This is a genomic window from Psychrobacter glacincola, from assembly GCF_904846075.1.
GTDB lineage: Bacteria > Pseudomonadota > Gammaproteobacteria > Pseudomonadales > Moraxellaceae > Psychrobacter > Psychrobacter glacincola_C.
Genome location: NZ_CAJGZH010000001.1, coordinates 852,018 through 877,633, shown reverse-complemented (window position 1 = coordinate 877,633; position 25,616 = coordinate 852,018). Strand labels below are relative to the sequence as shown.

Here is a 25,616-nt window from a genome sequence, read left to right as displayed (position 1 = left end):
AGCCCTTTTTATATCAAGCCTTTACGCTTCATATTACGATAGACCACGACCACAATAAGAAGATTCGAGACTAATATCCCAAGCTTAAACCAATCAAATGGGCTAACGATTAGATAGTAAAGCTCAATAGGAATAAACACCCCATAACCCAGCACACCAAACCAATACGCCCATGTTTTATCTTGCCATAAGCCATAAGCCTCAAGAAAACGTAGACTGGCGTAAGCAAAGATTAATAACAAGAATAATGACCAGTTTTTACTTGCCTGCTGGGCAATCCGTACTGCACTGTCAACTTGCGGTGCCAGTAGCTGTCCAAAAGTCTGTTGCCAAGAAGCAGTCGCCGTCGTCAGCCAATGCTCAAGGTCAGTATGCCATGACCATAAAGCCCCTGCCCCTAATAGTGCACCGACCCCTTTAACCACCTCATAGATTGCCACCGCTTTGATAGATTCACTAGCAGTACTGTGCGACTTGATGGTCTTATTGCGCAAGTGATGATCGCTATCCTTCGAGGATGGTTGCAGACTATCATCCTGCCTAGGCAAATTAGCCAAAGAAAGTCTCCACAACGCAGCCTTGTAACTGCTGATTAAAGAATGGCGTGTTTTTACCATTGGACAGCATGGATTGTGCGGTCACTTGCCACTCTAACTTAGGATCCACCAGTACTGCGCCGCCGATTTTTTCATATTGCTCACTAATACCAGCGATTTTCGCCGGATTGAGACAGATTTTATCGACAAGTTGCTCTAAGGTTAACACCTCATCATTGACTAGCTGACAAGCCAGCGCCATAAAGGTATCAAAATTTGAGATGCCTGGTGTGCTCTCAGCAAATGGGGCTTTTTTAGCGGTACTGTTCAATGGTTCATGATGGCTACATATCGCATCAATGGTGCCATCTTTTAGACCACGGCGGATGGCTTGCTGATCGGTATTACTACGCAGGGGTGGTAATACATAGGCTTGGGCGTTAAAACCCTCTAAATTATCATCGGTCAAATACAACTGATGCATCGCCACATCACAAGTCACGGGCAGACCTTTATCTTTTGCCCAGCGCATCAATTCGATTGAAGATTTACAGGATAATTGACTAAAGTGAGCAGCGATGCCTGTTTCTTCAACCATCAGCAACTGCGTTGACAAGGCAACCGTTTCAGCGATCCAAGGAATCCCTTGCAAGCCGTGATATGACGCGATATAACCTTCATGCGCCACGCCATCACCAGATAGACTTGGCTCATCAGGATAAAAAAATACTTTCATATTAAAAGTCGCGGCGTATTCCAGTGTACGCAGTAATACTAAATCATTGCGAAAAGGGCGGCGCGCATTAGAAACGGCTATACAACCGCCTTTTTTAAGCCCAGCGATATTTGATGGGCGCTCACCTTCTAAACCAGCAGTCAATGCACCCAAAATATGCAAATATATGCCGCCATCACCAAGCGCGCGCTCACGTAAGCCTTTTAATAATGAACCGTTCTCTAAGATAGGATTGCTATCAGGAGGAATGACCACATGCAGAAAACCATTGCCACGAGCAGCGCGCCCTTCTGACTCCAAAGTGCCATGTTGTTGTTGACCCGGTTCACGCAAGCGGGCGCACAGATCAACCAAAGGCGGCAGTAGCCACATTTCACGCCCAGCTTCGAGTGAAGCCAACTTATCTGCTGTAGCACTTGATAGTGAGTCTTTAAATGATTGAGGAAGATGGTTAAGTATCGTTGCATCCGTATTTAACATAGTTGTCATGAGCGTTATTACCGTATCAATAAAATGGGATAAATAAATATAAAACAGCGAGGCAGAGGATTATTTACTCGCGGCTTGGTGAGCGCGCTGACCTTCCATAGCTAGCGACAGTACTGCCATACGAATAGCGATGCCGTTATTCACCTGTTTTAAAATCACTGACTGGTCGCCATCGGCAACGCTTGATGCAATCTCAACACCGCGGTTCATCGGCCCTGGATGCATGACCAACGCATCGGGCTTAGCCAACGCCATGCGCTCTGGTGTAATACCGTAGTGTTTATAATATTCACTCGATGATGCCAATAGTGGCGAGCCGATACGTTCGTTTTGAATTCTTAATCCCATAATGACATCACAGTCCGTGACACATTCATTCATATCTTCATAGACTTGTACGCCGAAACGCTCAATACCTTTCGGTAATAAGGTGCGCGGCGCACAGACGCGAATGTCTTTTACGCCCAAGGTCTGTAGTGCACTGATATCTGAGCGCGCCACTCGCGAATGCTTGATATCGCCAACGATAGCCACTGACAACTCCTCGAATGGGCGCGGCGCTTCACGATGAATAGTGAGCATATCAAGCATCCCTTGCGTGGGATGCGCATGCCAGCCATCACCGCCATTAATAATAGCAATATCGGGTGTGACCTCTGTTGCCATAAAATGAGCAGCGCCCGACGCTGAATGCCGTACCACAAAAATATCTGCCGTCATGGCTTGTAGATTCCACAGCGTATCGCGCAAGCTTTCACCTTTTTTGGTACTAGAGCGCTCGATATCGATATTGAGCACATTGGCACCGAGACGCTTTTCGGCTACTTCAAAGGTCGTACGGGTACGCGTTGACGGTTCAAAAAACAAATTCATTACCGTATAGCCTTCGAGCTCAGGACGGTTAATGAGCTGTCCATTATCATCAAAAAACGTCTCTGCTTTGGCAATAATCGCTTGCAACTGCGCTTTATTAAGACCTTCCACCCCCAAAAAATGGCGAATACTGCCATCGCTATTAAGCTGCGGACGACTTAACGACGCATCAAGTTTCTCATGAATGGTATCAGGGTCGAATTTGGCATAATCCGTTGGCGAGACTGTCTGAGTTGAGCGGCTATCGGTAGAATTTGGCATAATGGCAGGTCTTTATTGTTGGTTTATATGATTTAATAATCATTATTTATGCGTTTTTTGGCGATTTATAGTCGACGATAAGCACAGAGACAAGGACATTTTGGCACTTATTTGCTACAATTTACCCCAGTGGCAGTGAGAGACATAGCGCCGTAAAAAACAGCCATTGTTATCCTCTTGGGCAGTAGCCATAGACCTGTCAAAACCATCATCAAAAATCCGCTTAGCCAAACGATAAATAAATAATAATAGTGATAGTGTAGCTGATTTTGTGGTCAGGACAAAGATGCCGTGCGAGGTATTTAAAAATTTGCCAGATTTAGGTCTGTAACGTGCGACCCAACCGATTTTCCAACCCCTTATTTAATCCTTAGTTTCAGTAGCCTTTATTTTAACAGCATTTATTAGGAAGCCTTATGACAACCCTTACAGACTATCTCAATGATTATTCACCCAATCCTGCACTAAGTGACGTTATTACGACTGTCACTGACGTGGGTAAAACCATCTCACAATTATTGAGAAAAGGGGCGCTAGCCGACATTCTAGGCGAAGCTGGCAACCAAAACGTCCAAGGTGAAGAGCAAAAGAAACTGGACGTACTGGCCAATGACTTATTATTAGATGCTTTGGCGAAAAATACCCATTGTGCAGGCGTTGCTTCAGAAGAGCTTGACGATGCTACCCCTGCTAATGCAGATGGCAGTTTGTTGGTATTGTTCGATCCGCTTGATGGTTCATCAAACATCGATATTAATATGGCCGTTGGCACTATCTTTTCTATTTTACCGTACCAGCGCCAAGGTCAAATCAGTGAAAATAGCGACTTCTTGCAAGCTGGTAATCAACAGCTAGCAGCCGGTTATTTGCTTTATGGCACCTCTACCGTACTAGCGCTAACTATCGCCGATCATGTCGTGATGTTTAGCCTAGACCCTGACACTAACGATTATGTATTAATACAAGAAAACGTGCAAATCGATATCGATACCAGCGAATATGCCATCAATGCTTCAAACTACCGCTACTGGCGCGCACCCATGCAGCAGTATATCGATGAGTTAATTGCTGGCGAAACGGGTGTCCGTGGTCGCGATTTCAATACACGCTGGGTGGCGGCCATGGTCGGTGATGTGCATCGTATTTTATGTCGTGGTGGTCTCTTCACTTATCCGTTCGATACCAAATATGCCAATAAAGCGGGCAAATTACGCTTGATGTATGAAGCCAATCCAATGAGCTTATTGATTGAGCGTGCGGGTGGCGCTGCTACTGATGCAGTCAATCGCATTTTAGACATAGAGCCAACCGATATTCACCAACGCGTCCCAGTGGTACTAGGCAGCAAAAATGAAGTTGATTATGTTAAAAATCTGCATGTAACTTACGCTGATAAATAAGCACTTTGCCTTTACTTTGATAACAATCAGTATAAAGACAGAGCATTTATAAGCTTTATACTGATCGTTTAATTTTTTTATATTTTTCTCTAAGCGATCCACTATGGTAGCAAATCCCACCGAGCTTATTACCTCAGATAAAAATACGACCGTTAAACTTGTCAAATCCTTGTTAACGCAAGCGCGGCAGCGGAAGAAGCAAGGGCAAACGGTAATTGAGGGCGTGCATCTCATCGATGCGGCGCTGCGTAGTGACTACCCGTTTGCCCAAATCCTACTCGCAGAGTCTGCGCACAACCATCCTGAGGTTCAGCAAATTTTGACGCGCTTGCCTACTTATACGCCTATTTTAACGTTATCAAATTCGCTGTATGAGAGCATTCGTAGCTTAGGTACTGGTATCGATATCATGGCAATCATTAAAGTACCAACGCCTCGTTTATCGATGATTGATAATGACTGCTTGATTTTAAATGATGTACAAGACAGCGGCAATGTGGGCACGCTATTACGCACCGCAGCAGCGGTTGGCATCAAGAACATACTCTGTACCAGCGCTACGGCACAAGCGTGGTCCCCTAAGACATTACGAGCAGGCATGGGCGCTCAGTTTGCTCTGACTATTTATGAAGGTCTAAGTGCGCAAGATGTTTTGAAACATGTACAAACACCGCTATTTGCCACCAGCTCCCATACTGATACAGTCATTTATCAACATGACTTAAAGCAACCTATTGCTTGGATTATGGGTCATGAAGGTCAAGGCGTTTGTGATGAGCTGATGCAGTGCGCCACCCCTATCGCTCTACCACAGCCTAATGGTCAAGAAAGTCTGAATGTCGCCATTGCAGGCTCATTATGCTTGTATGAAACACTACGTCAAAGAAATTATAACTAATGTTATTTGACTGAATCAAAAACATACCTATCAAATACGAAAAACCCGCTATCAATAATAGCGGGTTTTTTATTTCAGTTTTACAAACAATTACTTAGATTTTGCTAGTCAGCTCAGGCAATGCTGTAAATAAATCCGCTTCCAAGAAGTAATCTGCAACGCTAGCGATAGGCGCTTCTGGGTCATTATTAATCGCAACGATGACTTTAGAATCTTTCATACCCGCTAAATGCTGAATCGCACCTGAAATACCCGCAGCGATATATAAATCTGGCGCAACGATTTTACCCGTTTGACCGACCTGCATATCGTTTGGTACGTAACCTGCGTCAACAGCGGCACGTGATGCGCCAACAGCAGCGCCAAGTTTATCAGCCAATGGCTCGATATATTTGGTGAAGTTTTCGCCGTTTGCTAACGCACGACCACCAGATACCACAATGCTTGCTGATGTTAGCTCAGGACGGTCAGATTTCGCCATCTCTTCATTAACAAAACTTGCTTTACCGAGTTCTTGCACATTGTCAATGGCTTCAACAGTGGCTGAACCGCCTTCGCTTGCAACAGGATCAAAAGCTGTCGTACGTACAGTCAATACGACTTTGTCTTCTGAGGTTTTAACGGTGGCTGTTGCGTTACCAGCATAGATAGGACGTTCAAACGTTTGCGCATCTACCACTGCTGATATTTCTGACAACATGCTAACGTCAAGTAAAGCAGCAACGCGTGGCATGAAGTTTTTGCCAGTGGTAGTTGCTGGTGCGAGGATATGGCTGTAATCACCAGCGATATCAGCAACCAATAAGGCCACGTTACCTGCCAATTGATGCTCATAAGCCGCATTGTCTGCTAATAGTACTTTAGCCACGCCTACTGCTTTAGCTGCTTGGTCAGCGACAGCTTGGCTGCCACTACCAGCGACCAATACATGGATGTCACCGCCAATTTGCTGAGCTGCAGCGATGGTGTTCAAAGTTGCCTTTTTTAGACTGGCATTGTCATGTTCTGCATATACCAAAATTGCCATGATTTTAATCCTTTTTTGTTCGTATCATCTATTCATGCGGTTGTTTGTGTACAAAGCTGTTTGAGCAACTCTTATTTAATATAAAATAAATCAGCCAGATCTATAGCCTTGTACAGGATATGCCGTAGCGAAGTATCCAATCATTGAAACATTAAATGACTTTTGCTTCATTTTTTAGCTTATCAACCAACTCATCTACTGAACCTACTGTAATACCAGCTTTACGTTCAGCAGGTGGCACAACTTTAGTGATCTCTTGCTTAGAAGCCATATCAACACCGAAATCAGCAGGTGTTTTTTCATCGAGCTGCTTTTTCTTCGCTTTCATGATGTTAGGCAATTTAGCATAACGTGGCTCATTCAAGCGCAAGTCAGTGGTATTAACTGCTGGCAAATCAAGTGCAACCGTTTGCAAGCCGCCATCGATTTCACGAGTCACGTTTACTTTATCGCCTTCTACTTTCACTTCTGATGCAAACGTACCCTGACCGATACCCATCAATGCCGCTAGCATCTGACCAGTCTGGTTGTTATCATCATCAATGGCTTGCTTACCCAATAAGATAATATCAGTGGCTTCACTCTCGGCGATATTTTTGAGGATCTTAGCAATTTGTAATGGATACGGCTTGTCGTCAGTCAACACTAAAACACCACGATCAGCGCCCAATGCTAAAGCTGCACGAATTTGCTCTTGTGATTCTTTTGGACCGATTGAAGCAACAATGATTTCGTCAATCACACCCGCTTCTTTTAGACGAACCGCTTCTTCTACTGCAATCTCATCAAAAGGGTTGATTGACATCTTAGTGTTTGATAAATCAACGCCAGAGTTGTCAGCTTTTACACGAACTTTTACGTTGTAATCAATGACACGCTTGACCGCTACTAATGCTTTCATACGTTCCTCGTTTATTAATGTTATGAATTAAAAATTGTCAGTTAAGAACCAAAGGTTCATTTTTTTAAACTGTCATTCAAAATACTACTTAGGGTTATTACTGCGTCAACAGATAGTAGTTAATTAAGCAAGAAGAAACAATACCGAAAATGGTATTAGTATCACACTACTCATTGATAAAATCTGCTAAAGCTAAGCCAACCATTATTATCAGACCCCTGTATCTTGCGTGACCACAGGCATAAGGTCAAGACAACGCCGTGAATAATGCGTCATAAATTTGTCACCATTCTATAATAAATAGTTTATAAGTGCACAATTTTACAGTCTTCTTTAACCTACATTCTCAATATTTCACCTGTTTTCAGCACTGTCAACACGATAGTTACTTAATGGATTGGTGTGATCTATTTCGTTGGCATCAATCGAGAACAACAATCGACAACAATACTCAAAAACTCAAAATCTACGCTTTGCTGTTTTTACTGGAACCAATCAGCAACTCACTGTCGCGTATATCATCGAATAATGACCAGTCAGGCGTAACTGCATTGTTTTTGATGACACTCATATCCCCTGTGGTTTCCATAATGACAGCAAATACTTCCGTTTTAGACTTGATCCCATTCTTGCGTAAAACCTGTTGAACATCACTGGTACTAAGATTAGCCTCTTTTAAATTTCCACTAAAATACTCGCCATGCGCCATTAATATAATGGCTCGATTGTCTATCAGAGATTTTAACGGTTTGAATTTACGCCTGATAAATGAGATAACCCCTTGAATCACAAACAATACTGCGACAGCAAACAGCCCTTGCGTTAATGACGGTGTGTCTGATAGCACCGTTGAAGCGAGTATACTGCCAATACCGACAGTCATCGCAAAATCATGGCTTGAGAGCTTGGAGAAACTTCGCAACCCCATCAATCTTGTAAACAACATTAACCCTAAATAAAAACCGATTGCAGATAGAGAAATACCCAGCACTTGCTGCCAATCGATTGAAAACCATGCCTCCCACTTCATAAAACAACCTCATTTTTTTAGATCTTTTTTGAGTCAGTGCTGATGACTGACAGCTAATATCAGTATGCTTTTGATGATGTTACGTTTTTAGCGAGAAAAATGGCATAAAAAAAGCAACCTGATAAGAGGTTGCTTTTTTTTAGAGTTGAAACAGTATTTTTATTGTTTTAACAAACAAAGGCATCAATGCATATTGATAATCTTACTGTCATCAAGCTTACCGACTAATCAGCTTACCAGATGTCAAATGAGATTAGATAGCTTCGATTTGCTCGGCTTGTGGGCCTTTTTTGCCATCACCTAAGATGAAAGACACTTTTTGGCCTTCGGCTAGAGTTTTGAAACCACCACCTTGGATAGCGCTGTAGTGAGCGAATACGTCTTGTCCGCCATTGTCTTGAGCGATAAAACCAAAACCTTTAGCTTCATTAAACCACTTTACAGTGCCTTCAACTTTATCTGACATAAATTTTCCTAACTCTTTAACTGTTGGCGAGACGTGTGTCATCACCGATTAATTGATATATACCCAAACTATTTTCTGCTAAATGCAACAGTCAATACGATCAAAATATCGTTAGATAGCTTGAAATTACGACCTAAAATCTTTTGAGTACAGCCTGATTATAGCAGCTTTTTATAATCGCAACAGGTTAAATTGATGATTTTTGTAAATAACGATAATCCGTTTTGAAAAGTCACGAAAGCCAATTAAATACTATCTAATACATTGATAAGAAAGATATTTTATATCATTTACTATCTATCATTCTAACGTAAAGGTGTCATTTAAGTTGGTGACAGCATTATCTCAAATAATAAATAGGTGATAAGTCAGCATATACTTCATTGAGATATCGGTAGCCACGGTGAACTTAATGCTAACAAACAAAGCGCAAAAAATATTAGCGAAAATGACTGACTATAGGCGATGTATTTAGCAGGTATCACCAAGTCTTTAGGAGAATCAGGAATACCTTTACGCTTTAGTAAACGCGTCCCGTATATCCATCCAAAGGTAGTATAGATGCCATAAGCCGCAGGTACCGTAATGGCTAGTGGCGTCAAGTCAATCACATATAACATAACAACGGAAATAAAGAACCACAAAGTATCCAAGAGTGAGCTGATTTGAAAAAACTTAGACTTCGGCAATTTGCCATCGGTTTTTTTGAGCATCTCCCCTTCTATCCATATTAAAACAGCTACCACAGCGCTAAGAGTAATATATACGAATTGCGGCGTTAGCCAGTCTGGATAAGATATTTGCACAACACACAACCTATAATCTATAAAAAATAAGAACGCGCAACTCAATCGTCTTGATAATTAACCAGCAATTGGTTGCACTAAGAATATTCAAAAAAATCAATGAAGGCTGGATATATGAGGCATCGATTGGTCGTTTTCAACCAACACCAAAGCGATTGTGGTTAAAATTTCACTAAAGTAGTGCAAACTAAAAAAGCCCACACTATTAAGTAATAGCATGAGCTCTTAGTTCTATATCAGCGATTAATCTCTTAATAGCTTAATACTGAATTAGTTTTTTTCTTTATCGATGATTTTGTTACCACCGATCCAAGGCATCATGCCACGTAGCTTAGCGCCAGTGATTTCGATTTGATGCTCTGCATTGTTACGACGACGAGCAGTCATTGATGGATAGTTGGTTGCGCCTTCAGAGATAAACATCTTCGCGTACTCACCAGACTGAATGCGTTTTAGGGCATTACGCATGGCTTCACGTGATTGCTCATTGATGACTTCAGGACCAGTTACGTATTCGCCATATTCAGCATTGTTACTGATTGAATAGTTCATGTCAGCGATACCGCCTTCATACATGAGGTCTACAATAAGCTTTAACTCATGTAAGCACTCAAAGTAAGCCATTTCTGGGGCATAGCCAGCTTCAGTTAGAGTTTCAAAGCCCATTTTCACTAGCTCTACTGCACCGCCGCAAAGTACCGCTTGCTCACCAAATAGGTCAGTTTCAGTTTCATCTTTAAAGGTTGTTTCGATAATACCTGAACGACCACCACCAACGCCAGCAGCATATGACAATGCCAATTGTTTGGCTTGACCTGAGGCATCTTGGTAGATAGCGATAAGATCAGGGATACCGCCGCCTTTTGCAAACTCTGAACGTACCGTATGACCGGGTGCTTTTGGTGCAACCATAATGACATCAAGATCACCACGTGGTACGACTTGGTTATAATGAATCGCAAAACCATGAGCAAAGGCTAGGGTCGCGCCCTCTTTGATGTTCGGTTCGATTACATCATTATATAACTCTTTTTGAAACTCATCAGGCGTCAAAATCATGATGACATCAGCGGCTTTTACCGCTTCTTCTACTTCAGCGACTTTCAAGCCTGCGTTTTCTGCTTTTTTCCATGAGCCAGAGTTAGCACGTAAACCAACGGTCACATCAACGTCTGAATCTTGTAGGTTAAGCGCGTGTGCATGGCCTTGTGAACCGTAACCAATGATGGCAACTTTTTTGCCTTGGATGATTGATAGATCACAATCTTTATCATAATAAACGTTCATAAACAGAGTCCTTTTCCTAAATCATGGCTTGCCATGGATAAATAAACACTTAAATTATAATCACCTTATCGAAGTGATGGGTGAGATAAGCGCTATGTTAATGTTTGAATAAATAATTTGACCTACAATAGGTACGGTGGGTACCCATTATAAACTGAGCGTTTTTTCGCCGCGTGCAATACCAATCACACCCGAACGCACCACTTCCATAATACGTTCACGACCAATCACATCAATAAAGCCGTCAAGTTTGGCTTTGTCACCGACGATTTGAATGGTATATAGATTGGCGTTCACATCAACGATTTGTGCACGAAAAATATCGGCACTGCGTTTAATCTCTTCACGTACGCCACCCGTCGCCCGTACTTTTATGAGCATCAACTCGCGTTCGACGTGTACGGTATCTGATAGATTAAGCACTTTAACCACTTCAATCAATTTATGCAATTGCTTGGTGATTTGTTCTATTTTTTCAGGTGACGTAATAGTGGTCAATGTTAAGCGAGAAATACTCGAGTCGTCTGTTGGCGCAACGTTCAAAGTTTCGATGTTGTAGCCACGTTGAGAGAACAAACCAACCACTCGCGACAACGAACCCGCTTCGTTTTCCATCAATACCGAAATCAGATGTTGTTGTTGCATTAGGTACGCTCCCCTTTTGTTAACCACATATCACGCATTGCTTGCCCAGCGATTTGCATCGGATATACATGCTCGTTACGATCGACATAAACGTCAATAAATACCAATCTATCTGTTATTGCCATGGCTTCCGCCAACTGTGCTTCCATGGTCGCAGGATCAGTAATCTTGATGCCGACGTGACCATAGCTTTCAGCGAGTTTGACAAAGTCTGGTAGTGAATTCATATAAGAATGCGCATGACGACCTTCATACAGCATATCTTGCCACTGCTTCACCATACCTAATTGGGCGTTGTTTAGATTCAAGATTTTAACTGGCAAATTATATTGTAAGCAGGTTGAAAGCTCTTGAATATTCATCTGAATAGAGCCTTCACCCGTGATACAAACCACGTCACGCTCAGGGTTAGCAAGTTTGGCTGCCATCGCGTACGGCAATCCAACACCCATCGTACCAAGACCGCCTGAGTTTAGCCATTGACGAGGCTCATTATAGGTATAATAAAGCGCAGCAAACATCTGATGCTGACCGACGTCACTGGTAATAATCGCGTTACTATTAGTCACTTTATCTAAAGCTTGCACGACCGCTTGTGGCTTAATACCATTATCAGTGCTAGTGTCATAACGCAGACCATGACGCTTACGCCACTCATTAATTTGTGACCACCAATCCAACAATGCTGGTTGGTCTAGTTCTTTATCCTCACCGATAATCTCTAGTATATCGGTCAGGACAGATTTGACATCGCCCACGATTGGGATATGCGCATTAATGGTTTTTGAAATGGACGTAGGATCAATATCAATATGAATAATCGTCGCATTCGGACAGAATTTTTTGACATTATTGGTTACGCGGTCATCAAAACGTGCACCTATTGCCAAGATTACGTCGGCGTGATGCATGGTCATATTGGCTTCATAAGTGCCATGCATGCCGAGCATACCTAAGAACTGACGATCCGATCCAGGGAACGCACCCAAGCCCATTAAGGTATTGGTTACTGGTAAATTTAAACGGTGCGCAAGATTAGTAAGCTCTTTATGCGCATTGCCTAAAACAACACCGCCACCAGAGTAAATAATCGGACGCTTTGCAGCAAGCAGTGTTTCAACCGCTTTTTTAATCTGACCACTATGGCCTTTTAATGACGGCTGATACGAACGTATAAACACTTCTTCTGGATAAGCGTAAGCAAACTTTTCACTTGGCGCGGTCATATCTTTTGGTACATCAATCACTACAGGACCTGGGCGTCCAGACTGAGCAATATAAAAGGCTTTTTTGACAATCATTGGGATTTCGCTAGCGTGGCGCACTTGAAAGCTGTGCTTCACGATAGGACGTGATACACCGACCATATCTGTTTCTTGGAAGGCATCTTCCCCAATTAGGCTGCTAGGTACCTGTCCTGCGATAACCACCATCGGCACAGAATCCATAAACGCTGTTGCGATAGCCGTTACGGTATTAGTAGCACCCGGACCTGACGTCGCTAATACTACACCTGTCTGCCCTGTGACTCGCGAATAAGCATCTGCCATGTGACCGGCTGCTTGCTCATGACGTACTAAGATATGCTCGATATTTTCTTGTTGAAACAAAGCATCATAGATATGAAGAACCGCACCACCTGGATAGCCAAAAATATATTTGACGCCCTCATCAGTCAGTGATTGCACCAACATCTCAGCACCAGATAGCATGATAGGTTGCTCACTACCTTCAGCGAGGCGTTGTTGCTTTTCTTCAAAATTTTTGGCGGCATTCCCCGTTTGGGTATGTCCCGTCATATTCGGACTTTGCGTGGTTTGCGTCACTGTCATCACCTTTTTTTTGTCAAGAATTGGCGTTCATTTATAAGAGAAAACCACGCTATTTACACAAGATGGTTCGTCTTATAGAAATGGCTGCAAATCCTTATCCATATCAAGAATGTGTGCCCACTATCTCTAAGTAACGCTGTTTTATAAGACAGCAGGCTACTCAAACACAGCAATATATGTAGGGTCAGTTTTATGGCAGGAGTCTATCGATGTACAGTGACAAGATGCGTGTGCATCTATAAAAGAAGCTTATTATTGATAAATAGCAGACAGCACTTACAACAGATTGATTTATACAGAGGCATCGATATTCACAATTTAAATCACTCTCACAACCAATACTAATTTGTAAAATGGTTAGATTTTACGACAGGCTTATTAAAAAGATTTAATTGCTGAATATTTTTCCATGTTTAATACAACCGCTAGAGTCACGCTTAGCGCATTTCAAATAATAAGTTTATCTTAGTCATTGTAGACAGATAAGTCCGGAGACAATACATAAAGTCATCGATAACAATCGTTATGATTACTATCTTTGCAATATCATTGTCACAAAGAAACGAAAACTGCGTAAGCCACTGATAAGTAACCTATCGTCCTCATTTTCAAGTGCCACGGCAATATCATAAAAGCCGCTCACTGACCAATCAACTGCTATTATATTCGATGGTTTGTGAGCTATTGTCAAGAAAAACTTCTAAAGCCCATCCCTAACTATTAGTTATTAAATAATATACATTCATAAGGATTATTTGTTAGAATCGAAAGCTGGTACATTTTTAGTACCATTCCAACACTTAGATGTTATATTGACACATATATACACATCTGTTTTTTACCCCTTGAGAGGATTGCTACTATGGCATATGCGTCTAAAATAAATACTGCTACCAAACTGCTTATGAGTACTGCGTATGTGCTAATGCTGTCGATGAATGCCAGTCATGCTATTCAAGTTTATAAATCTGTCGGTGCACATGGTGAAGTCAAATACAGCCAACATGCGCCGCAAAATGGTAAAAACATTGAGCTGATTGAATTTCGTAGTGATGGCAGACAAAGCAATGCAGGACAATTGGCTGGCAAAACAGATGCCAATCAAAGTACTAATACTCAAAGCGTAGAAGAACAAAGAGTTGCAGCGCTTGAAGCACGGATTAAAGAACAAGAAGCACAAGCCAATGCACAGCGTTGCCAGTCACTCCGCAATAATTTGACCAACTTGAATGTAGGCGGACGTATTTATGAGATGGATGCAAATGGCAAGCGTCAATATTTAGACGGTCGTGAAATTGAGCTCAAACGTGAACGCGTACAGCAGGCAATTGATCAGTATTGTGGCAATTCAACTACCTAGGCTTAATGCTAATTATAGACGTTAATCAATAACTGCATCACATGACGAATGGCTGCTGGCATATCCTGAGCTTGTAGCCCTCGCTGTCCAACTAATAACGTATTATTACTTTGATTGACCAGCGTATCCCCTGCTAATCCATGTATAACAACCGCCTGATGCAAGCTTTGCATTCCTGACGATAAATCTTGTTGTGCTAGCAAACCAGCAATGACACCGGATAACACGTCACCCATGCCAGCCGTCGCCATACCTGCATTACCGACAGCACAAACATAAACGTGGTGCTCATCTAAGCCCTGCTCTAATATCAAAGAACCTGCGCCTTTTAGCACCCATTCACCACCATAAGTTGTAGCGCACTGTTTTATCGCTTGTAGTCTATCGCTTTCCACTTCACTGATTCTCTTATTCAGTAATCTAGCAGTTTCGCCACTGTGCGGTGTCAAACAAACTTGATGATTAACGCTATATTCTCGCAGCTGACTGACCAATTCATGATGCTCTAATTGCAATGATGCCAAATGATAAAGTCCATCAGCATCAATCACTATTGCCTTTTTAGCTGTCATCGCAGTTTGTAGATACTTTATAAATAACACTTTTGCTTTTTCATCACGACCAAGCCCCATACCAATCGCAATCACAGTGGCTGACTTGATTAACTCCTGCACTCCATTCACATCATGCAAATTGATCGTCATTGCATCTGGTAGCGAAGTTAATAGGGCGCTATGAAAAGCCTCATGGCAAGCAACTGTAATTTTACCTGCTCCTGCCGCCATCGAGCTCGAAGCAGACAGTATCGCAGCGCCGCCCATACCTTGTGAGCTATCGATACGATTACCGCCAATAATAATTACATGACCATAGCTACCTTTGTAGCTATTTTGACGGCGAGGACTTAGACCATATGCAGTAGTAATCAGTGTTGCTACTGGCATGAAAATTTTATCATTTATTGAATAAGGTATCAGCGGTATATCAATTACCTTTCCGCTACAATCCATACCATCTTTGGTATGCAAACCGAATTTCCGTGCAATTAAACATAGCGTTATATCAGCTTGTATAGCCACATGCTCAAATACTTCGCCAGTCGAAGCCACCAAACCACTTGGAATATCAACCGCAATGACCAAGGTACTATTTCGTTCAGATAACTCATTAAAAGTGCTAATGGCTGTTTTATAAATACCTGTAGGCGCACGATCCAGTCCAATACCAAACAGCGCATCAATATAGACATCGGCTTGCAGGTTACCATCTATTCCTTCTTCTAGATCACAAGCACTATTTTCAAAGCGTTGATAAGGGCAATTAGCCAATAGTGACTCTTTTAGGGCTTTTTGTGCGTCGGAAAATGCTGTTGTGTTACTGGTATCAAAATCATCACTCTCAAAACCCACTGTTACCACTTGTACCTGCCAACCCATTTGCTGTAAGTAATAAGCAATGAGCCAACCGTCGCCACCATTATTACCCTTTCCAACCCAAATGCTCACTCGATGCTGACGCATATGACGACGAGGCACATAAGTAGTGGCTGATGGATATATGTTTAATTGTCTTTGTTCATATAATTGCTCTATGTGTTGCACCATTTGCCAAGCTGCTTGTTTCATCAACCCAAAACTATCATGACCCTCTACAAACCATGCTTGCTCCATCGCATAGAGTTGTTCACTGCTATATAACGGGATAGGTTTTGTACTTTTTATAGGTGATAAATTGATCTGATTTTTCATAACTAATCCTTGAGTATTTTTTGCTGATTTTTATTTTATTGAGATATGATTACTATCATTTAGCATCAGCTTAGCAAACGCTTACATCAACGTATGTATCGATATGAATGTAAAATTATTTGCTTTTATACTTGCGCTCTTAGCTCACTGGCTTATTATATCGATATTCACTCTATCGCCTACTGTCACACATGAATAATCTTCCTAAAGTAAACTTGTCTATCTCTTCAACCCAGCAGAAATCAGCTAAGCAAATCTCTGCTGAACCTAAGCCTGCGTCCGAAAAAAAGATTAAGGTAAATAATAGCCCAACATTTACCACCACAGCAGATGTCAAACAATGGATTAAAGACCAAGCACAGGCTTTAGGGTTTGCCGACTGCGGTTTTTTATCGGTGCATCACCCTTTATTTGCTAAGCAGATTGTACAATTGCAACAATGGCTCGAAAAAGGTTATGAGGGGCAACTGCAGTTTATGCATAACAACCATGAACTGCGGGCAAATCCTGACCAACTGGTAGAAGGGGCAAAAACCATCATCAGTGTCCGTATGGATTACCTGACTCAAGCACCAACCCCACGTACGATTACTGACAATGACTACCCCAATCAAGGTATCATCGCTCGTTATGCCAGAGGACGCGACTATCATAAAACGATGCGCAGTCGTTTGAAGCAATTGGCACTAAAGATAGAAGCCATGCTTCCTAAGTGGCAACACCTCAATATAGGTTCAGAGCAAGATTTTATTTTTAGGCCTTTTAGCGACTCTGCTCCTATTTTCGAGCGACCCATTGCCGATGCTGCTGGTCTTGGCTGGACAGGAAAGCACACCTTATTAATCAACAAGCAAGCAGGTTCATTTTTTGTATTGGGTGAGCTATTTATTAGCCTTGAGTTACCTGATGACAAACCCGTCAAAGAGCATTGCGGCAGTTGTAGCGCTTGTATCAATATCTGTCCCACTCAAGCGATTGTCGCGCCCTATAAGCTCAATGCTGCAGCTTGTATCTCCTACCTCACTATCGAGCACGACGGTATTATTGATACAAAATACCGCCGCGCGATTGGTAATCGCATCTTTGGCTGTGACGACTGTCAACTTATCTGTCCTTGGAATCGCTACGCCAATCTTACACCTGTAGAGGACTTCGCACCACGGCATAACCTTGATAGCAGCAGTCTGCTTGAGCTGTGGCAATGGCAAGAAGCTGAATTTATGAAAAAAACTGAAGGCAGCCCGCTTAGACGCACAGGCTATGTGAACTTTTTGCGTAATATCGCGATTGGTCTTGGAAATGCTAATGGTAATGAAGAAACCATTACTCAGTTACAATCAAAGTTGGGCGTACATAACGAAATGCTCGATGTACATATCAATTGGGCCATAACTGAACAGTATGAGAAGTTAAAAAAGCTCTAAATCTTAAGTTTATATTTCTATACGCCAAAAAAATGCCTCTTATTATAGTAAGAGGCATTCTTTATTTTATTCAAACATATCTCTGACAGTTCAAAACCATATTATGGCTTAGGAATGCGTAGTACTTGACCAGGATAAATCTTATCAGGGCTAGATAGCATCGGCTTATTGGCTTCAAAGATTTTCATATAATCATCCGCTGAACCATAAACCTCTTTTGCGATCTTAGACAAGCTATCACCAGATTTCACTGTATACATCGTTGACTCAGGCGCATCTTCTTCGATATCGATATTATCAATAACTTTTGCAACGTTTTGCACGTTACCGATAGCGATAATTGCTTTTTCACGGTCAGCTTGAGTTTTAGCATTACCGCTGATTTCTGCAGTATCTGTAGAACCATTATATTTAATTTTTAGGTTACTGATATTGAGGTTCTGCTGTTGGATACGACGCAACAGAATATTGGCAACTGATTGTGCACTCGGCTCACTGCTTTGTACTGGTGTATTAGCATCTGCTTTCGTTTCTGTCTTAGCATCATGCTTTTCGTCATCACGGTTAAAAATCTTATCACCGATATCTTTTGCAAAGCTAAACATACCCATATATCTACTCCTTGAAATATTATTATTTGTCATTCTTTTAATAAAACACGCAATCAAACAATATTTTAAATGTCTAACTGGCATCTTTTGCTGCGACTTACTATTATGAGTATAGATAAAGTGAGTCGATGTAGATAGTAATAGTATGTTGAATAATGTTGAATTGACGTAGTCAATGTTAAATTTGATTGCTGCATTTGAAAATAACAATCACGCACCCATAAAAAAACCGCCTATCTAATCAGATAAGCGGCATTATAAATCTGCTAAATAAGTAGCAAATTATAGTTGGGCTTGTACGTAATCGATTGCTTTTTGAACAGTAGTCAATTCTGCAGAATCTTCATCAGGAATAGTGATACCAAAATCACTTTCAAATGACATAACCAATTCAACTAGATCTAAAGAATCTGCACCTAGGTCTTCCATGAATGAAGCATCGTTGTTGATGTCTTCAACATTCATACCTAGTTGCTCAGCTACTGCTGCTTTTACTCTTAGCTCGATATCATTACTCATGTAGATCACTCCGTTATCATCTATTATTTTTAATAAACTGCTATATCGCCTTATTTAACGCTATAGCATGGTATATAAAATGCGTTTGCCAGACCAGCAATGCTGTCTGAGTACTCTATTACATGTTATACAGTTTGTCTGATGTCTAATAAAGCCCTGTTATCATACAGGGCTTTGACTCAAAAGTATCCGTCATTATAGCACCCTTTATTATAGTTTACACTCGTTCACACAGTTTTTTATTATAACTATGTAACGCTCGTATATTGACTACATATACATGCCACCATTGACAGGAATGACAGCACCTGTGATATAGCTGGCCTCATCGCTAGCTAAGAAATGTACCGCTGCAGCGATGTCTTCTGGCTGACCAAGACGACTAATAGGTACAGCATCTAACATAGAGTTCAATAGACGCTCATCAAGCTCATCTGTCATATCCGTTTCGATCAAGCCTGGTGCCACGCAGTTGATGGTCACTTGGCGTGAACCAATCTCACGTGCAAGCGTACGGCTAAACCCTTCTACGCCAGCCTTGGTCGCCGCATAGTTAGATTGGCCTGCATTGCCCATTTGAGCGACTACAGAGGTGATATTAATAATACGGCCACGGCGTGCTTTCATCATACCGCGTACGGCACGTTTACTCATACGGTATACCGACGTCAAATTGGTATCGATAACATTTTCCCAATCGTCATCTTTCATACGCATCAGCAGACCATCTTGGGTGATACCTGCATTATTGACCAAGACTTGTACTGCGCCATAGACGCTCTCAATCTCTTCAAACAGCTTATCAATTTGTGCGGTATCGCGCACGTCTAAAACACGTCCAATACCGCCACTATCGTGGAGATAACCATCAATCAGCTCAGCACCTTTTTCCGTAGTCGCTGTACCAATAACAAAATGTCCTTCTTTGGCGAAGCGTTTGGCAACGGCTTTACCAATACCACGGCTAGCACCTGTCACTAGAGTAATCGTACGACTCATGATAACACCTCCATTAATTTATCAAGACGAGCGGGCTTGTCAGTAGGATAGCTCGTAATTGGCTGTGCTTGGCGCTTCGCCAAGTTGCTCAACACATTACCACTGCCACATTCGATTAAAATATTAATTTGCTTGTCAGCCAGCTCTTGCATGGTTTTTGACCATAATACTGGTTGGCTTAATTGCTCTGTTAGTGCCTGCTTGATACCTACCGCACTGCTCTCAACACGCGCATGTCGATTTTGGATAACAGGAATCGTCGCTTGATCAAATTTTATTTCTGCCAGAATCTCAGCCAATGCACTACTGGCTGGCTCCATAAGCGCGCAATGTGATGGTACGCTGACCTTTAGCGGGATAGATTTTTTGCCAGTGTTTTGCACTTTATCAATAACTGCATTCACACCAGCAGCATTACCCGATATCACCACTTGTCCTGGACTATTAAAGTTGGCTGCACCTACAATGGCACCTTCGACATGTTCAGTCGCTTGCTCACACAAATTTTCTACTCGATTATCCTCAAGCCCTAACACTGCTGCCATGGCAGTATCGACACCTACAACGGCTTCTTGCATCAACTGACCGCGCTTATGTACCAATTTAACCGCATCAGCAAGCGATATGACTTCAGCCGCACAAAGCGCACTGTACTCACCTAGAGAATGACCCGCTAAATAACAAGGCGCTGTGGTTATTTTTTGTTTTAAGATACGCCAAATGGCGATACTGGCCGTCAGTAATGCTGGCTGAGTATATTGTGTTTGATTGAGTTTTTCTTCATTTTGACAGATTGCCCATAAGTCTTCACCAAGCGCGGCGCTAGCTTCAGTAAAGGTATCGAGAATCTCTGGATAGATTTCAGCAAGCTCACTAGTCATCCCGACTACTTGCGATCCTTGACCAGGAAAAATTACCGCAATACGTGTCGGCGGCTTTTTTACCATATCGGGTACAGAGGCCATAACCAATATTCCTTATTTAATTGGAAATATCCCTAAAAACAATTGGGGTTTATTATATTATTAGAGGCGATATAAAGCCGTTGCTTTAGTATTTGTCTAAAAAAACGGATTATCGATAAACTATACACTGACGCACACTATTATCATAGCGGATGCTACTGAAACACGTATAGTAAAAGATACCACTCAAATTAAAATGGTAGAGTATATCGGTTCATTTTCATATTTTCTAAAGGCACATGGTAAAAGATTGTTCAAATACCTACCATAAAAGCCAATAGCAAAAAGCCAAGTTATCTAGCCACATAATATATGATAGCGAAATAACTTGGCTTTCTTCAGCTCAAAGCATATTACCTAATAACAGCGTTGCAAAAATAATGACAGTCACCAGTACTATCATTATTTTTGCAATTAGCTATTGAATAGCCAATAATTTAAGCGTCTTGACTAACTTTAAACAACTGGCGACCACGGTAGAAACCATCTTTAGTCATGTGATGACGACGATGTTTTTCACCAGTGGTAGCATCTACGCTTATCTCAGCGATTTCCATACGATGATGTGAACGGCGCATGTCACGACGAGAACGACTTTTACGACTTTTTTGAACGGCCATGATATAGCTCCTATACTTAAAAGGGGATAAGCTTGAAATTCAGCTTTAATCGACACTGACAGAGGCTATATAATCACAACAACCTAAGTCTTACGCATCATTAGTTAAATAGATTGCCACGTATTAAAGTGTTGATTACGTCTAAAATCTATAGTTAGTCTGCAAGATCAGCATCTATCTGCCAGTAGCAGATTGCTAGAATGCAATAAACGGGACATTATACGCATGTTTAGCGGATTAATAAAGCCCTGCTTCTCACTCTTTGGTAGAAAGCTGATGAAAGGTATCATAAATTTATTAAGTAGTACATTGATATATGACTTGTCTCTTAATAAGATTACAACTTGCCTTTTAGCGAGGCTAAAGCAGCAAAAGGATTTTCGCTTTCTTCCTCTTCTGGAATCTCACCAAATTGCTCTACCGTCATTTCACAGTCGTCATGTTTTGGCGACATTGGCGTCTTCAGTAATATCTCATCTTCTACCAATTTTTTGAATGGCAATAAAAGCTCTGGTGCAGGCTCAGTAATAATTTCATCAAGTAATAAATAGTCTTGTTCATCATTGATTGAACGTGCTTGGCTCTCATCTTCTAGTAGCGCAATATTATAATCATCAGACAAATCGATAGCCACTGGCTGTAGGCAACGCTGACAGGTTAACCAAACTTCACCCGTCAGTGTGAATGCCAAATGTAAGACATTATTGCGGCGATACAGATTGGCATTAAGCGAGATGTTTGCTTGTTCATGTTCGGTGGCTAAGGTAGCAGCAAGACGTTTGAAAGCGCTTGGCTCTACCTCTCCTGTCCATTCATAACCAGTATCTGCCCATTTATCCAAAGAAATAGATTCAGGCATACTAGTAGATAAAGGCGCTTTTTTATTATCAGCATAACCTGCTGACGGTTTACTTTCTGGAGTGCTTGACATGCGCGACCTCATTCATCAAAACGGTGTATAATATTGCCTGCCATACTAACGGAAAGCATTGAGCGACGCTAGCGCTAGTATGTTAAATTTATTTGATATAAGCTCTATTTTTATCTCTTTATTTCTCCTATTTATATTCAAAGATAGTTCTTGTTTTTATCTTTTATTTGACCAGTGCTTTACCTATGAATGTGTTTAATGATAAACCTGACTTCTCGAACCTACTTTCTCCACTTGAAGCAAAGATACTATTACAACGTCTCACTACGTTAACCAGTAATGTGAATGCCTCTTCCACTGACTCGTGGAACCTTAAAAACAATCAGTGCTTAGAGGATGTAAAAAGTGAATGGCAAAGGTTAGAAAGGTTAGCTACTATCAAAGGCTTAGATGGCACTCCATCATTGGTTAATAAATACGAGCAAGCGGCTACTGATTGGCTCATCCAATTATTCAATAATTTATTCGCTCATCAAAATGTGACATTGGTTCGTGGACAAGGAGAACCAGAGTACTTTCCGGCACAAAATAACGAACCCGCAAAAATTGCATTCGCTCATGGATTTTTTGCTAGTGCGTTGCATGAAATGAGCCATTGGTGTGTGGCTGGAGAGGCTCGTAGACGTTTGGCTGACTTTGGCTACTGGTACGCACCAGATGGGCGTACTGCCGCTCAGCAGCAAGCATTTGAACGTGTAGAGATTAAGCCTCAAGCATTAGAGTGTTTATTTACTCTCGCTTGTGAACGGCAGTTTCAAGTCTCACAAGACAACCTGTTTGCTGACTTTGATACGAGCAATAGTACATTCGCAAATGACGTCTACCGACAAGTGCAACAATACATCGCTAAGCCCAATATATTGCCACCTGATGCTAAGACTTTATTACACGCCTTACTCAGTGTCTCTATAGCTGATCCAGAGTAACAGCAGTATATCAACGTAAAGGTGTGGCATTTTTGCGTTAACGATTGTCTACGCATAGTAACGGCTTGCAATCAAACTTATATTGGCTTTGCGCTATACTAGGAAGGCAGTGATGCTTTTTTAGTAAACTTAGTGAAAGAAGCATGCGCGCTACCAATATTCTACTTAGTCAAAAACCCCACATTTAAAAACCCATAATTATAAAATAAGGAATTGCTATGCAAGTATTTTATATTCATCCAGAAAATCCACAGCCACGTCTTATTGAGCAAGTGGCGGATTTGTTACGCAAAGACCAACTCATTATCTACCCTACCGATACCAGCTATGCTTTTGGTTGTCGCTTAGGGGCAAAGGATGCACTCGATAAGCTCAAACAAATTCGTGAGCTTGATGACAAGCACCAGTTTACCTTGCTATGCCGTGACTTAAGCGAAATTGCCAACTATGCCGCAGTAGACAATGTACAATTTAAACAGCTTAAAGCACTTACTCCTGCGCCCATCACCTTTATCCTCAATGCCACAAAAGACGTACCAAAAAAATTGGCACATGCGAAGAAAAAAACCATCGGTATCCGCGTACCGAGCAACCCCATTGCGCAAGCGCTTTTAGAGGCCATGGATGAACCTATCTTAACCAGTTCATTAATACTGCCTAACCGTGATGACATACTAGATGATCCCTTTGAGATTGAGGATTTATTAGGCAATCAAATCGACGGTTTGATAAATGCAGGTGTAAAGACCACTAAACTAACTACTATCGTTGATATGACTGGTAGCCAGCCTGAAATTATCAGACAAGGTGCCGCGGATGTAGATTCACTACTACGCTAATAGACTAAAGCATCAGACACAAAAAAAGCTCCAATTGAATTGGAGCTTTTTTATATACATTTTTTGCTTATTATAAAATTAGTCGCGATCAACCAATTCTACATATGCCATTGGCGCATTGTCACCATCACGGTAACCACATTTTACGATACGCAAATATCCACCTGGGCGGGTCTGGTAACGAGGACCTAACGTGCCAAATAGTTTGCCTACCATAGCTTTGCTACGCATACGGCTAAATGCCAAGCGACGGTTAGCAACGCTGTCTTTTTTAGCCATAGTGATTAATGGCTCGGCAACGCGACGTAACTCTTTTGCTTTTGGTAAAGTTGTTTTGATCAGTTCATGCTCAAATAATGAGTTAGTCATGTTCTGAAACATTGCCTTACGATGACTGCCGGTACGACCCAGCTTGACTCCACTCTTACGATGGCGCATAGTCAAAAATCCTTAAAGTTTAACGGCTACGATAAGAAAAGCGATCATCAACACGAAGGTCAGCTGGTGGCCAGTTATCTAGGCGCATACCGAGCTCTAAATCTTTAGACGCTAGTACGTCTTTGATTTCCGTTAATGATTTCTTACCAAGATTTGGGGTTTTTAGAAGTTCAGTCTCTGAACGTTGTACCAAATCACCGATATAGTAAATGTTTTCAGCTTTCAAGCAGTTGGCTGAGCGAACCGTTAGTTCAAGATCGTCCACAGGGCGTAATAGCACCGGATCAACCTCTTCTTTCTCTTTCACAGGCTCAGGCGCTTCTTCAGCTTCTAGGTCAACAAAGATAGAAATCTGTTGTTGTAAAATAGTGGCTGCTTTACGAATTGCTTCTTCTGGATCTATAGTGCCATTAGTTTCAAGCTCAATGATAAGACGATCAAGATCAGTACGCTGCTCTACACGAGCGTTCTCAACCTGATAAGCAACACGAAGCACAGGACTAAAACTTGCATCAAGCTTTAAACGTCCGATTGCTTTAGTATCACCATCTTCACGGCGCTGGTTTGCTGGCTCATATCCACGACCCATTACTACACGCAAACGCATCTTAAGATGACCACGATCACTCAATGTACCCAACACCAATTCTGGATTGACGATGTCTACATTATGCGGTAACGCGATGTCTGCAGCAGTAATAGTGCCTGGACCTTGTTTATCCAAGGTCAAAAATACTTCATTTTGGTCATGAAGCGTAATGGCCAAGCCTTTTAGGTTCAAAAGCAAGTCAAGTACATCTTCTTGTAGCCCTTCAAGCGTTGAGTATTCATGGTCAACACCATCAATCTCAGCCTCAATGACTGCAGCACCAGGTAATGAAGATAACAAGATGCGACGTAAGGCATTACCAAGGGTATGCCCAAAGCCGCGTTCTAACGGTTCGAGCGTGACTTTCGCAATCGTTTCATTAACCGTATCCACATTAATGGCATTCGGCGTTAGAAACTCAGTTGCATTTAGCATCATGATGTCACCTCGATTTATTAAA

Annotated in this window: 26 protein-coding genes; 6 read left to right on the top strand and 20 right to left on the bottom strand. The window is 41.7% G+C overall.

What is annotated here, in order from left to right; translation table 11 throughout:
- Positions 1 to 8: 8 nt before the first annotated feature.
- The 3 genes from JMW85_RS03845 to JMW85_RS03835 all read right to left on the bottom strand — a co-directional run bounded on the left by JMW85_RS03845 (position 9) and on the right by JMW85_RS03835 (position 2,895).
- Positions 9 to 557 (bottom strand): DUF2127 domain-containing protein, encoded by a 549-nt coding sequence (locus JMW85_RS03845; protein ID WP_227681653.1) that lies wholly within the window; start codon positions 555 to 557, stop codon positions 9 to 11.
- Positions 550 to 1,731, bottom strand: a complete 1,182-nt coding sequence (locus tag JMW85_RS03840) for a dihydroorotase (protein WP_201581238.1) — start codon at positions 1,729 to 1,731, stop codon at positions 550 to 552. Before JMW85_RS03840 ends, JMW85_RS03845 begins: the two co-directional genes overlap by 8 nt.
- Before the next feature lie 90 nt (positions 1,732 to 1,821).
- Complete coding sequence (locus JMW85_RS03835; protein ID WP_201580990.1) at positions 1,822 to 2,895, bottom strand: aspartate carbamoyltransferase catalytic subunit; 1,074 nt, start codon at positions 2,893 to 2,895, stop codon at positions 1,822 to 1,824.
- Positions 2,896 to 3,311: 416 nt separating this feature from the next.
- Here JMW85_RS03835 and JMW85_RS03830 point away from each other — a divergent pair, with 416 nt between their 5' ends.
- Together JMW85_RS03830 and JMW85_RS03825 are read left to right on the top strand one after the other, a co-directional pair.
- Positions 3,312 to 4,295: a class 1 fructose-bisphosphatase gene (locus JMW85_RS03830; protein WP_201580989.1), complete on the top strand. Its 984-nt coding sequence runs from the start codon at positions 3,312 to 3,314 to the stop codon at positions 4,293 to 4,295.
- A 103-nt stretch (positions 4,296 to 4,398) separates the two neighbouring features.
- Positions 4,399 to 5,193, top strand: coding sequence for a TrmH family RNA methyltransferase (locus tag JMW85_RS03825; RefSeq protein ID WP_201580988.1), 795 nt, complete (start codon positions 4,399 to 4,401; stop codon positions 5,191 to 5,193).
- Positions 5,194 to 5,287: 94 nt separating this feature from the next.
- Here JMW85_RS03825 and JMW85_RS03820 read toward each other — a convergent pair whose 3' ends face one another.
- From JMW85_RS03820 to JMW85_RS03785, 8 genes are all read right to left on the bottom strand, one after another.
- Entirely contained in the window at positions 5,288 to 6,220 is a 933-nt protein-coding gene (locus tag JMW85_RS03820; protein WP_201580987.1) for an electron transfer flavoprotein subunit alpha/FixB family protein, read from the bottom strand.
- 151 nt (positions 6,221 to 6,371) lie between these two features.
- Positions 6,372 to 7,121 (bottom strand): electron transfer flavoprotein subunit beta/FixA family protein, encoded by a 750-nt coding sequence (locus JMW85_RS03815; protein WP_201580986.1) that lies wholly within the window; start codon positions 7,119 to 7,121, stop codon positions 6,372 to 6,374.
- A 466-nt stretch (positions 7,122 to 7,587) separates the two neighbouring features.
- Positions 7,588 to 8,151 (bottom strand): DUF421 domain-containing protein, encoded by a 564-nt coding sequence (locus tag JMW85_RS03810; RefSeq protein ID WP_201580985.1) that lies wholly within the window; start codon positions 8,149 to 8,151, stop codon positions 7,588 to 7,590.
- A gap of 253 nt (positions 8,152 to 8,404) precedes the next feature.
- Positions 8,405 to 8,617, bottom strand: coding sequence for a cold-shock protein (locus tag JMW85_RS03805; protein WP_010196799.1), 213 nt, complete (start codon positions 8,615 to 8,617; stop codon positions 8,405 to 8,407).
- A 380-nt stretch (positions 8,618 to 8,997) separates the two neighbouring features.
- A complete protein-coding gene (locus JMW85_RS03800) occupies positions 8,998 to 9,423 on the bottom strand; it encodes a hypothetical protein (RefSeq protein ID WP_201580984.1) in 426 nt (141 codons plus the stop codon).
- Positions 9,424 to 9,693: 270 nt separating this feature from the next.
- Complete coding sequence (ilvC, locus tag JMW85_RS03795) at positions 9,694 to 10,710, bottom strand: ketol-acid reductoisomerase (protein ID WP_045446660.1); 1,017 nt, start codon at positions 10,708 to 10,710, stop codon at positions 9,694 to 9,696.
- A 147-nt stretch (positions 10,711 to 10,857) separates the two neighbouring features.
- Positions 10,858 to 11,355, bottom strand: coding sequence for an acetolactate synthase small subunit (ilvN, locus tag JMW85_RS03790; protein ID WP_045454430.1), 498 nt, complete (start codon positions 11,353 to 11,355; stop codon positions 10,858 to 10,860).
- Positions 11,355 to 13,067 carry an acetolactate synthase 3 large subunit gene (locus JMW85_RS03785; protein WP_201581237.1) on the bottom strand — a complete coding sequence of 571 codons (1,713 nt, stop codon included), beginning with the start codon at positions 13,065 to 13,067 and terminating at the stop codon, positions 11,355 to 11,357. Before JMW85_RS03785 ends, ilvN begins: the two co-directional genes overlap by 1 nt.
- Before the next feature lie 982 nt (positions 13,068 to 14,049).
- Between JMW85_RS03785 and JMW85_RS03780 the strand changes: the two genes are divergently transcribed.
- Positions 14,050 to 14,547: a DUF4124 domain-containing protein gene (locus JMW85_RS03780; RefSeq protein WP_045446657.1), complete on the top strand. Its 498-nt coding sequence runs from the start codon at positions 14,050 to 14,052 to the stop codon at positions 14,545 to 14,547.
- Positions 14,548 to 14,555: 8 nt separating this feature from the next.
- Here JMW85_RS03780 and JMW85_RS03775 read toward each other — a convergent pair whose 3' ends face one another.
- Positions 14,556 to 16,295, bottom strand: a complete 1,740-nt coding sequence (locus JMW85_RS03775) for an NAD(P)H-hydrate dehydratase (RefSeq protein WP_201580983.1) — start codon at positions 16,293 to 16,295, stop codon at positions 14,556 to 14,558.
- Between the two features lie 191 nt (positions 16,296 to 16,486).
- Between JMW85_RS03775 and queG the strand changes: the two genes are divergently transcribed.
- Positions 16,487 to 17,719 (top strand): tRNA epoxyqueuosine(34) reductase QueG, encoded by a 1,233-nt coding sequence (gene queG / locus JMW85_RS03770; RefSeq protein ID WP_201580982.1) that lies wholly within the window; start codon positions 16,487 to 16,489, stop codon positions 17,717 to 17,719.
- 101 nt (positions 17,720 to 17,820) lie between these two features.
- Here queG and lysM read toward each other — a convergent pair whose 3' ends face one another.
- The 6 genes from lysM to JMW85_RS03740 form a co-directional block, all read right to left on the bottom strand.
- Positions 17,821 to 18,330 carry a peptidoglycan-binding protein LysM gene (gene lysM, locus JMW85_RS03765; protein ID WP_201580981.1) on the bottom strand — a complete coding sequence of 170 codons (510 nt, stop codon included), beginning with the start codon at positions 18,328 to 18,330 and terminating at the stop codon, positions 17,821 to 17,823.
- 282 nt (positions 18,331 to 18,612) lie between these two features.
- Positions 18,613 to 18,849: an acyl carrier protein gene (acpP, locus tag JMW85_RS03760; protein WP_057758815.1), complete on the bottom strand. Its 237-nt coding sequence runs from the start codon at positions 18,847 to 18,849 to the stop codon at positions 18,613 to 18,615.
- A 270-nt stretch (positions 18,850 to 19,119) separates the two neighbouring features.
- On the bottom strand, positions 19,120 to 19,848 hold the full coding sequence (gene fabG / locus JMW85_RS03755; RefSeq protein WP_045454442.1) for a 3-oxoacyl-ACP reductase FabG: 729 nt from the start codon (positions 19,846 to 19,848) through the stop codon (positions 19,120 to 19,122).
- Positions 19,845 to 20,813 (bottom strand): ACP S-malonyltransferase, encoded by a 969-nt coding sequence (gene fabD / locus JMW85_RS03750; RefSeq protein WP_087814664.1) that lies wholly within the window; start codon positions 20,811 to 20,813, stop codon positions 19,845 to 19,847. The genes fabG and fabD overlap by 4 nt, the downstream gene beginning before the upstream one ends.
- 437 nt (positions 20,814 to 21,250) lie before the next feature.
- A complete protein-coding gene (gene rpmF, locus JMW85_RS03745) occupies positions 21,251 to 21,433 on the bottom strand; it encodes a 50S ribosomal protein L32 (RefSeq protein ID WP_011512869.1) in 183 nt (60 codons plus the stop codon).
- A gap of 337 nt (positions 21,434 to 21,770) precedes the next feature.
- Positions 21,771 to 22,364, bottom strand: coding sequence for a YceD family protein (locus JMW85_RS03740; RefSeq protein WP_045446650.1), 594 nt, complete (start codon positions 22,362 to 22,364; stop codon positions 21,771 to 21,773).
- Positions 22,365 to 22,549: 185 nt separating this feature from the next.
- Between JMW85_RS03740 and JMW85_RS03735 the strand changes: the two genes are divergently transcribed.
- Together JMW85_RS03735 and JMW85_RS03730 are read left to right on the top strand one after the other, a co-directional pair.
- Positions 22,550 to 23,290 (top strand): elongation factor P hydroxylase, encoded by a 741-nt coding sequence (locus JMW85_RS03735; protein ID WP_201580980.1) that lies wholly within the window; start codon positions 22,550 to 22,552, stop codon positions 23,288 to 23,290.
- A gap of 218 nt (positions 23,291 to 23,508) precedes the next feature.
- Positions 23,509 to 24,129, top strand: coding sequence for an L-threonylcarbamoyladenylate synthase (locus JMW85_RS03730; RefSeq protein ID WP_201580979.1), 621 nt, complete (start codon positions 23,509 to 23,511; stop codon positions 24,127 to 24,129).
- A gap of 78 nt (positions 24,130 to 24,207) precedes the next feature.
- Here JMW85_RS03730 and rplQ read toward each other — a convergent pair whose 3' ends face one another.
- Entirely contained in the window at positions 24,208 to 24,567 is a 360-nt protein-coding gene (rplQ, locus tag JMW85_RS03725) for a 50S ribosomal protein L17 (RefSeq protein WP_201580978.1), read from the bottom strand.
- 19 nt (positions 24,568 to 24,586) lie between these two features.
- On the bottom strand, positions 24,587 to 25,594 hold the full coding sequence (locus tag JMW85_RS03720) for a DNA-directed RNA polymerase subunit alpha (protein WP_045446643.1): 1,008 nt from the start codon (positions 25,592 to 25,594) through the stop codon (positions 24,587 to 24,589).
- Between the last annotated feature and the right edge of the window lie 22 nt (positions 25,595 to 25,616).

Coding starts and splice junctions, on each gene's coding strand:
- rpmF (WP_011512869.1), bottom strand. CDS start 21,433: ATGGCCGTTCAAAAAAGTCGTAAAAGTCGTTCTCGTCGTGACATGCGC.
- acpP (WP_057758815.1), bottom strand. CDS start 18,849: ATGAGTAATGATATCGAGCTAAGAGTAAAAGCAGCAGTAGCTGAGCAA.
- ilvN (WP_045454430.1), bottom strand. CDS start 11,355: ATGCAACAACAACATCTGATTTCGGTATTGATGGAAAACGAAGCGGGT.
- JMW85_RS03835 (WP_201580990.1), bottom strand. CDS start 2,895: ATGCCAAATTCTACCGATAGCCGCTCAACTCAGACAGTCTCGCCAACG.
- fabD (WP_087814664.1), bottom strand. CDS start 20,813: ATGGCCTCTGTACCCGATATGGTAAAAAAGCCGCCGACACGTATTGCG.
- ilvC (WP_045446660.1), bottom strand. CDS start 10,710: ATGAACGTTTATTATGATAAAGATTGTGATCTATCAATCATCCAAGGC.
- JMW85_RS03820 (WP_201580987.1), bottom strand. CDS start 6,220: ATGGCAATTTTGGTATATGCAGAACATGACAATGCCAGTCTAAAAAAG.
- JMW85_RS03730 (WP_201580979.1), top strand. CDS start 23,509: ATGCAAGTATTTTATATTCATCCAGAAAATCCACAGCCACGTCTTATT.
- queG (WP_201580982.1), top strand. CDS start 16,487: ATGAATAATCTTCCTAAAGTAAACTTGTCTATCTCTTCAACCCAGCAG.
- JMW85_RS03825 (WP_201580988.1), top strand. CDS start 4,399: ATGGTAGCAAATCCCACCGAGCTTATTACCTCAGATAAAAATACGACC.
- fabG (WP_045454442.1), bottom strand. CDS start 19,848: ATGAGTCGTACGATTACTCTAGTGACAGGTGCTAGCCGTGGTATTGGT.
- JMW85_RS03740 (WP_045446650.1), bottom strand. CDS start 22,364: ATGTCAAGCACTCCAGAAAGTAAACCGTCAGCAGGTTATGCTGATAAT.
- JMW85_RS03815 (WP_201580986.1), bottom strand. CDS start 7,121: ATGAAAGCATTAGTAGCGGTCAAGCGTGTCATTGATTACAACGTAAAA.
- JMW85_RS03775 (WP_201580983.1), bottom strand. CDS start 16,295: ATGAAAAATCAGATCAATTTATCACCTATAAAAAGTACAAAACCTATC.
- JMW85_RS03780 (WP_045446657.1), top strand. CDS start 14,050: ATGGCATATGCGTCTAAAATAAATACTGCTACCAAACTGCTTATGAGT.
- JMW85_RS03720 (WP_045446643.1), bottom strand. CDS start 25,594: ATGATGCTAAATGCAACTGAGTTTCTAACGCCGAATGCCATTAATGTG.
- rplQ (WP_201580978.1), bottom strand. CDS start 24,567: ATGCGCCATCGTAAGAGTGGAGTCAAGCTGGGTCGTACCGGCAGTCAT.
- JMW85_RS03830 (WP_201580989.1), top strand. CDS start 3,312: ATGACAACCCTTACAGACTATCTCAATGATTATTCACCCAATCCTGCA.
- JMW85_RS03735 (WP_201580980.1), top strand. CDS start 22,550: ATGAATGTGTTTAATGATAAACCTGACTTCTCGAACCTACTTTCTCCA.
- JMW85_RS03785 (WP_201581237.1), bottom strand. CDS start 13,067: ATGCTATCTGGTGCTGAGATGTTGGTGCAATCACTGACTGATGAGGGC.
- JMW85_RS03805 (WP_010196799.1), bottom strand. CDS start 8,617: ATGTCAGATAAAGTTGAAGGCACTGTAAAGTGGTTTAATGAAGCTAAA.
- JMW85_RS03810 (WP_201580985.1), bottom strand. CDS start 8,151: ATGAAGTGGGAGGCATGGTTTTCAATCGATTGGCAGCAAGTGCTGGGT.
- lysM (WP_201580981.1), bottom strand. CDS start 18,330: ATGGGTATGTTTAGCTTTGCAAAAGATATCGGTGATAAGATTTTTAAC.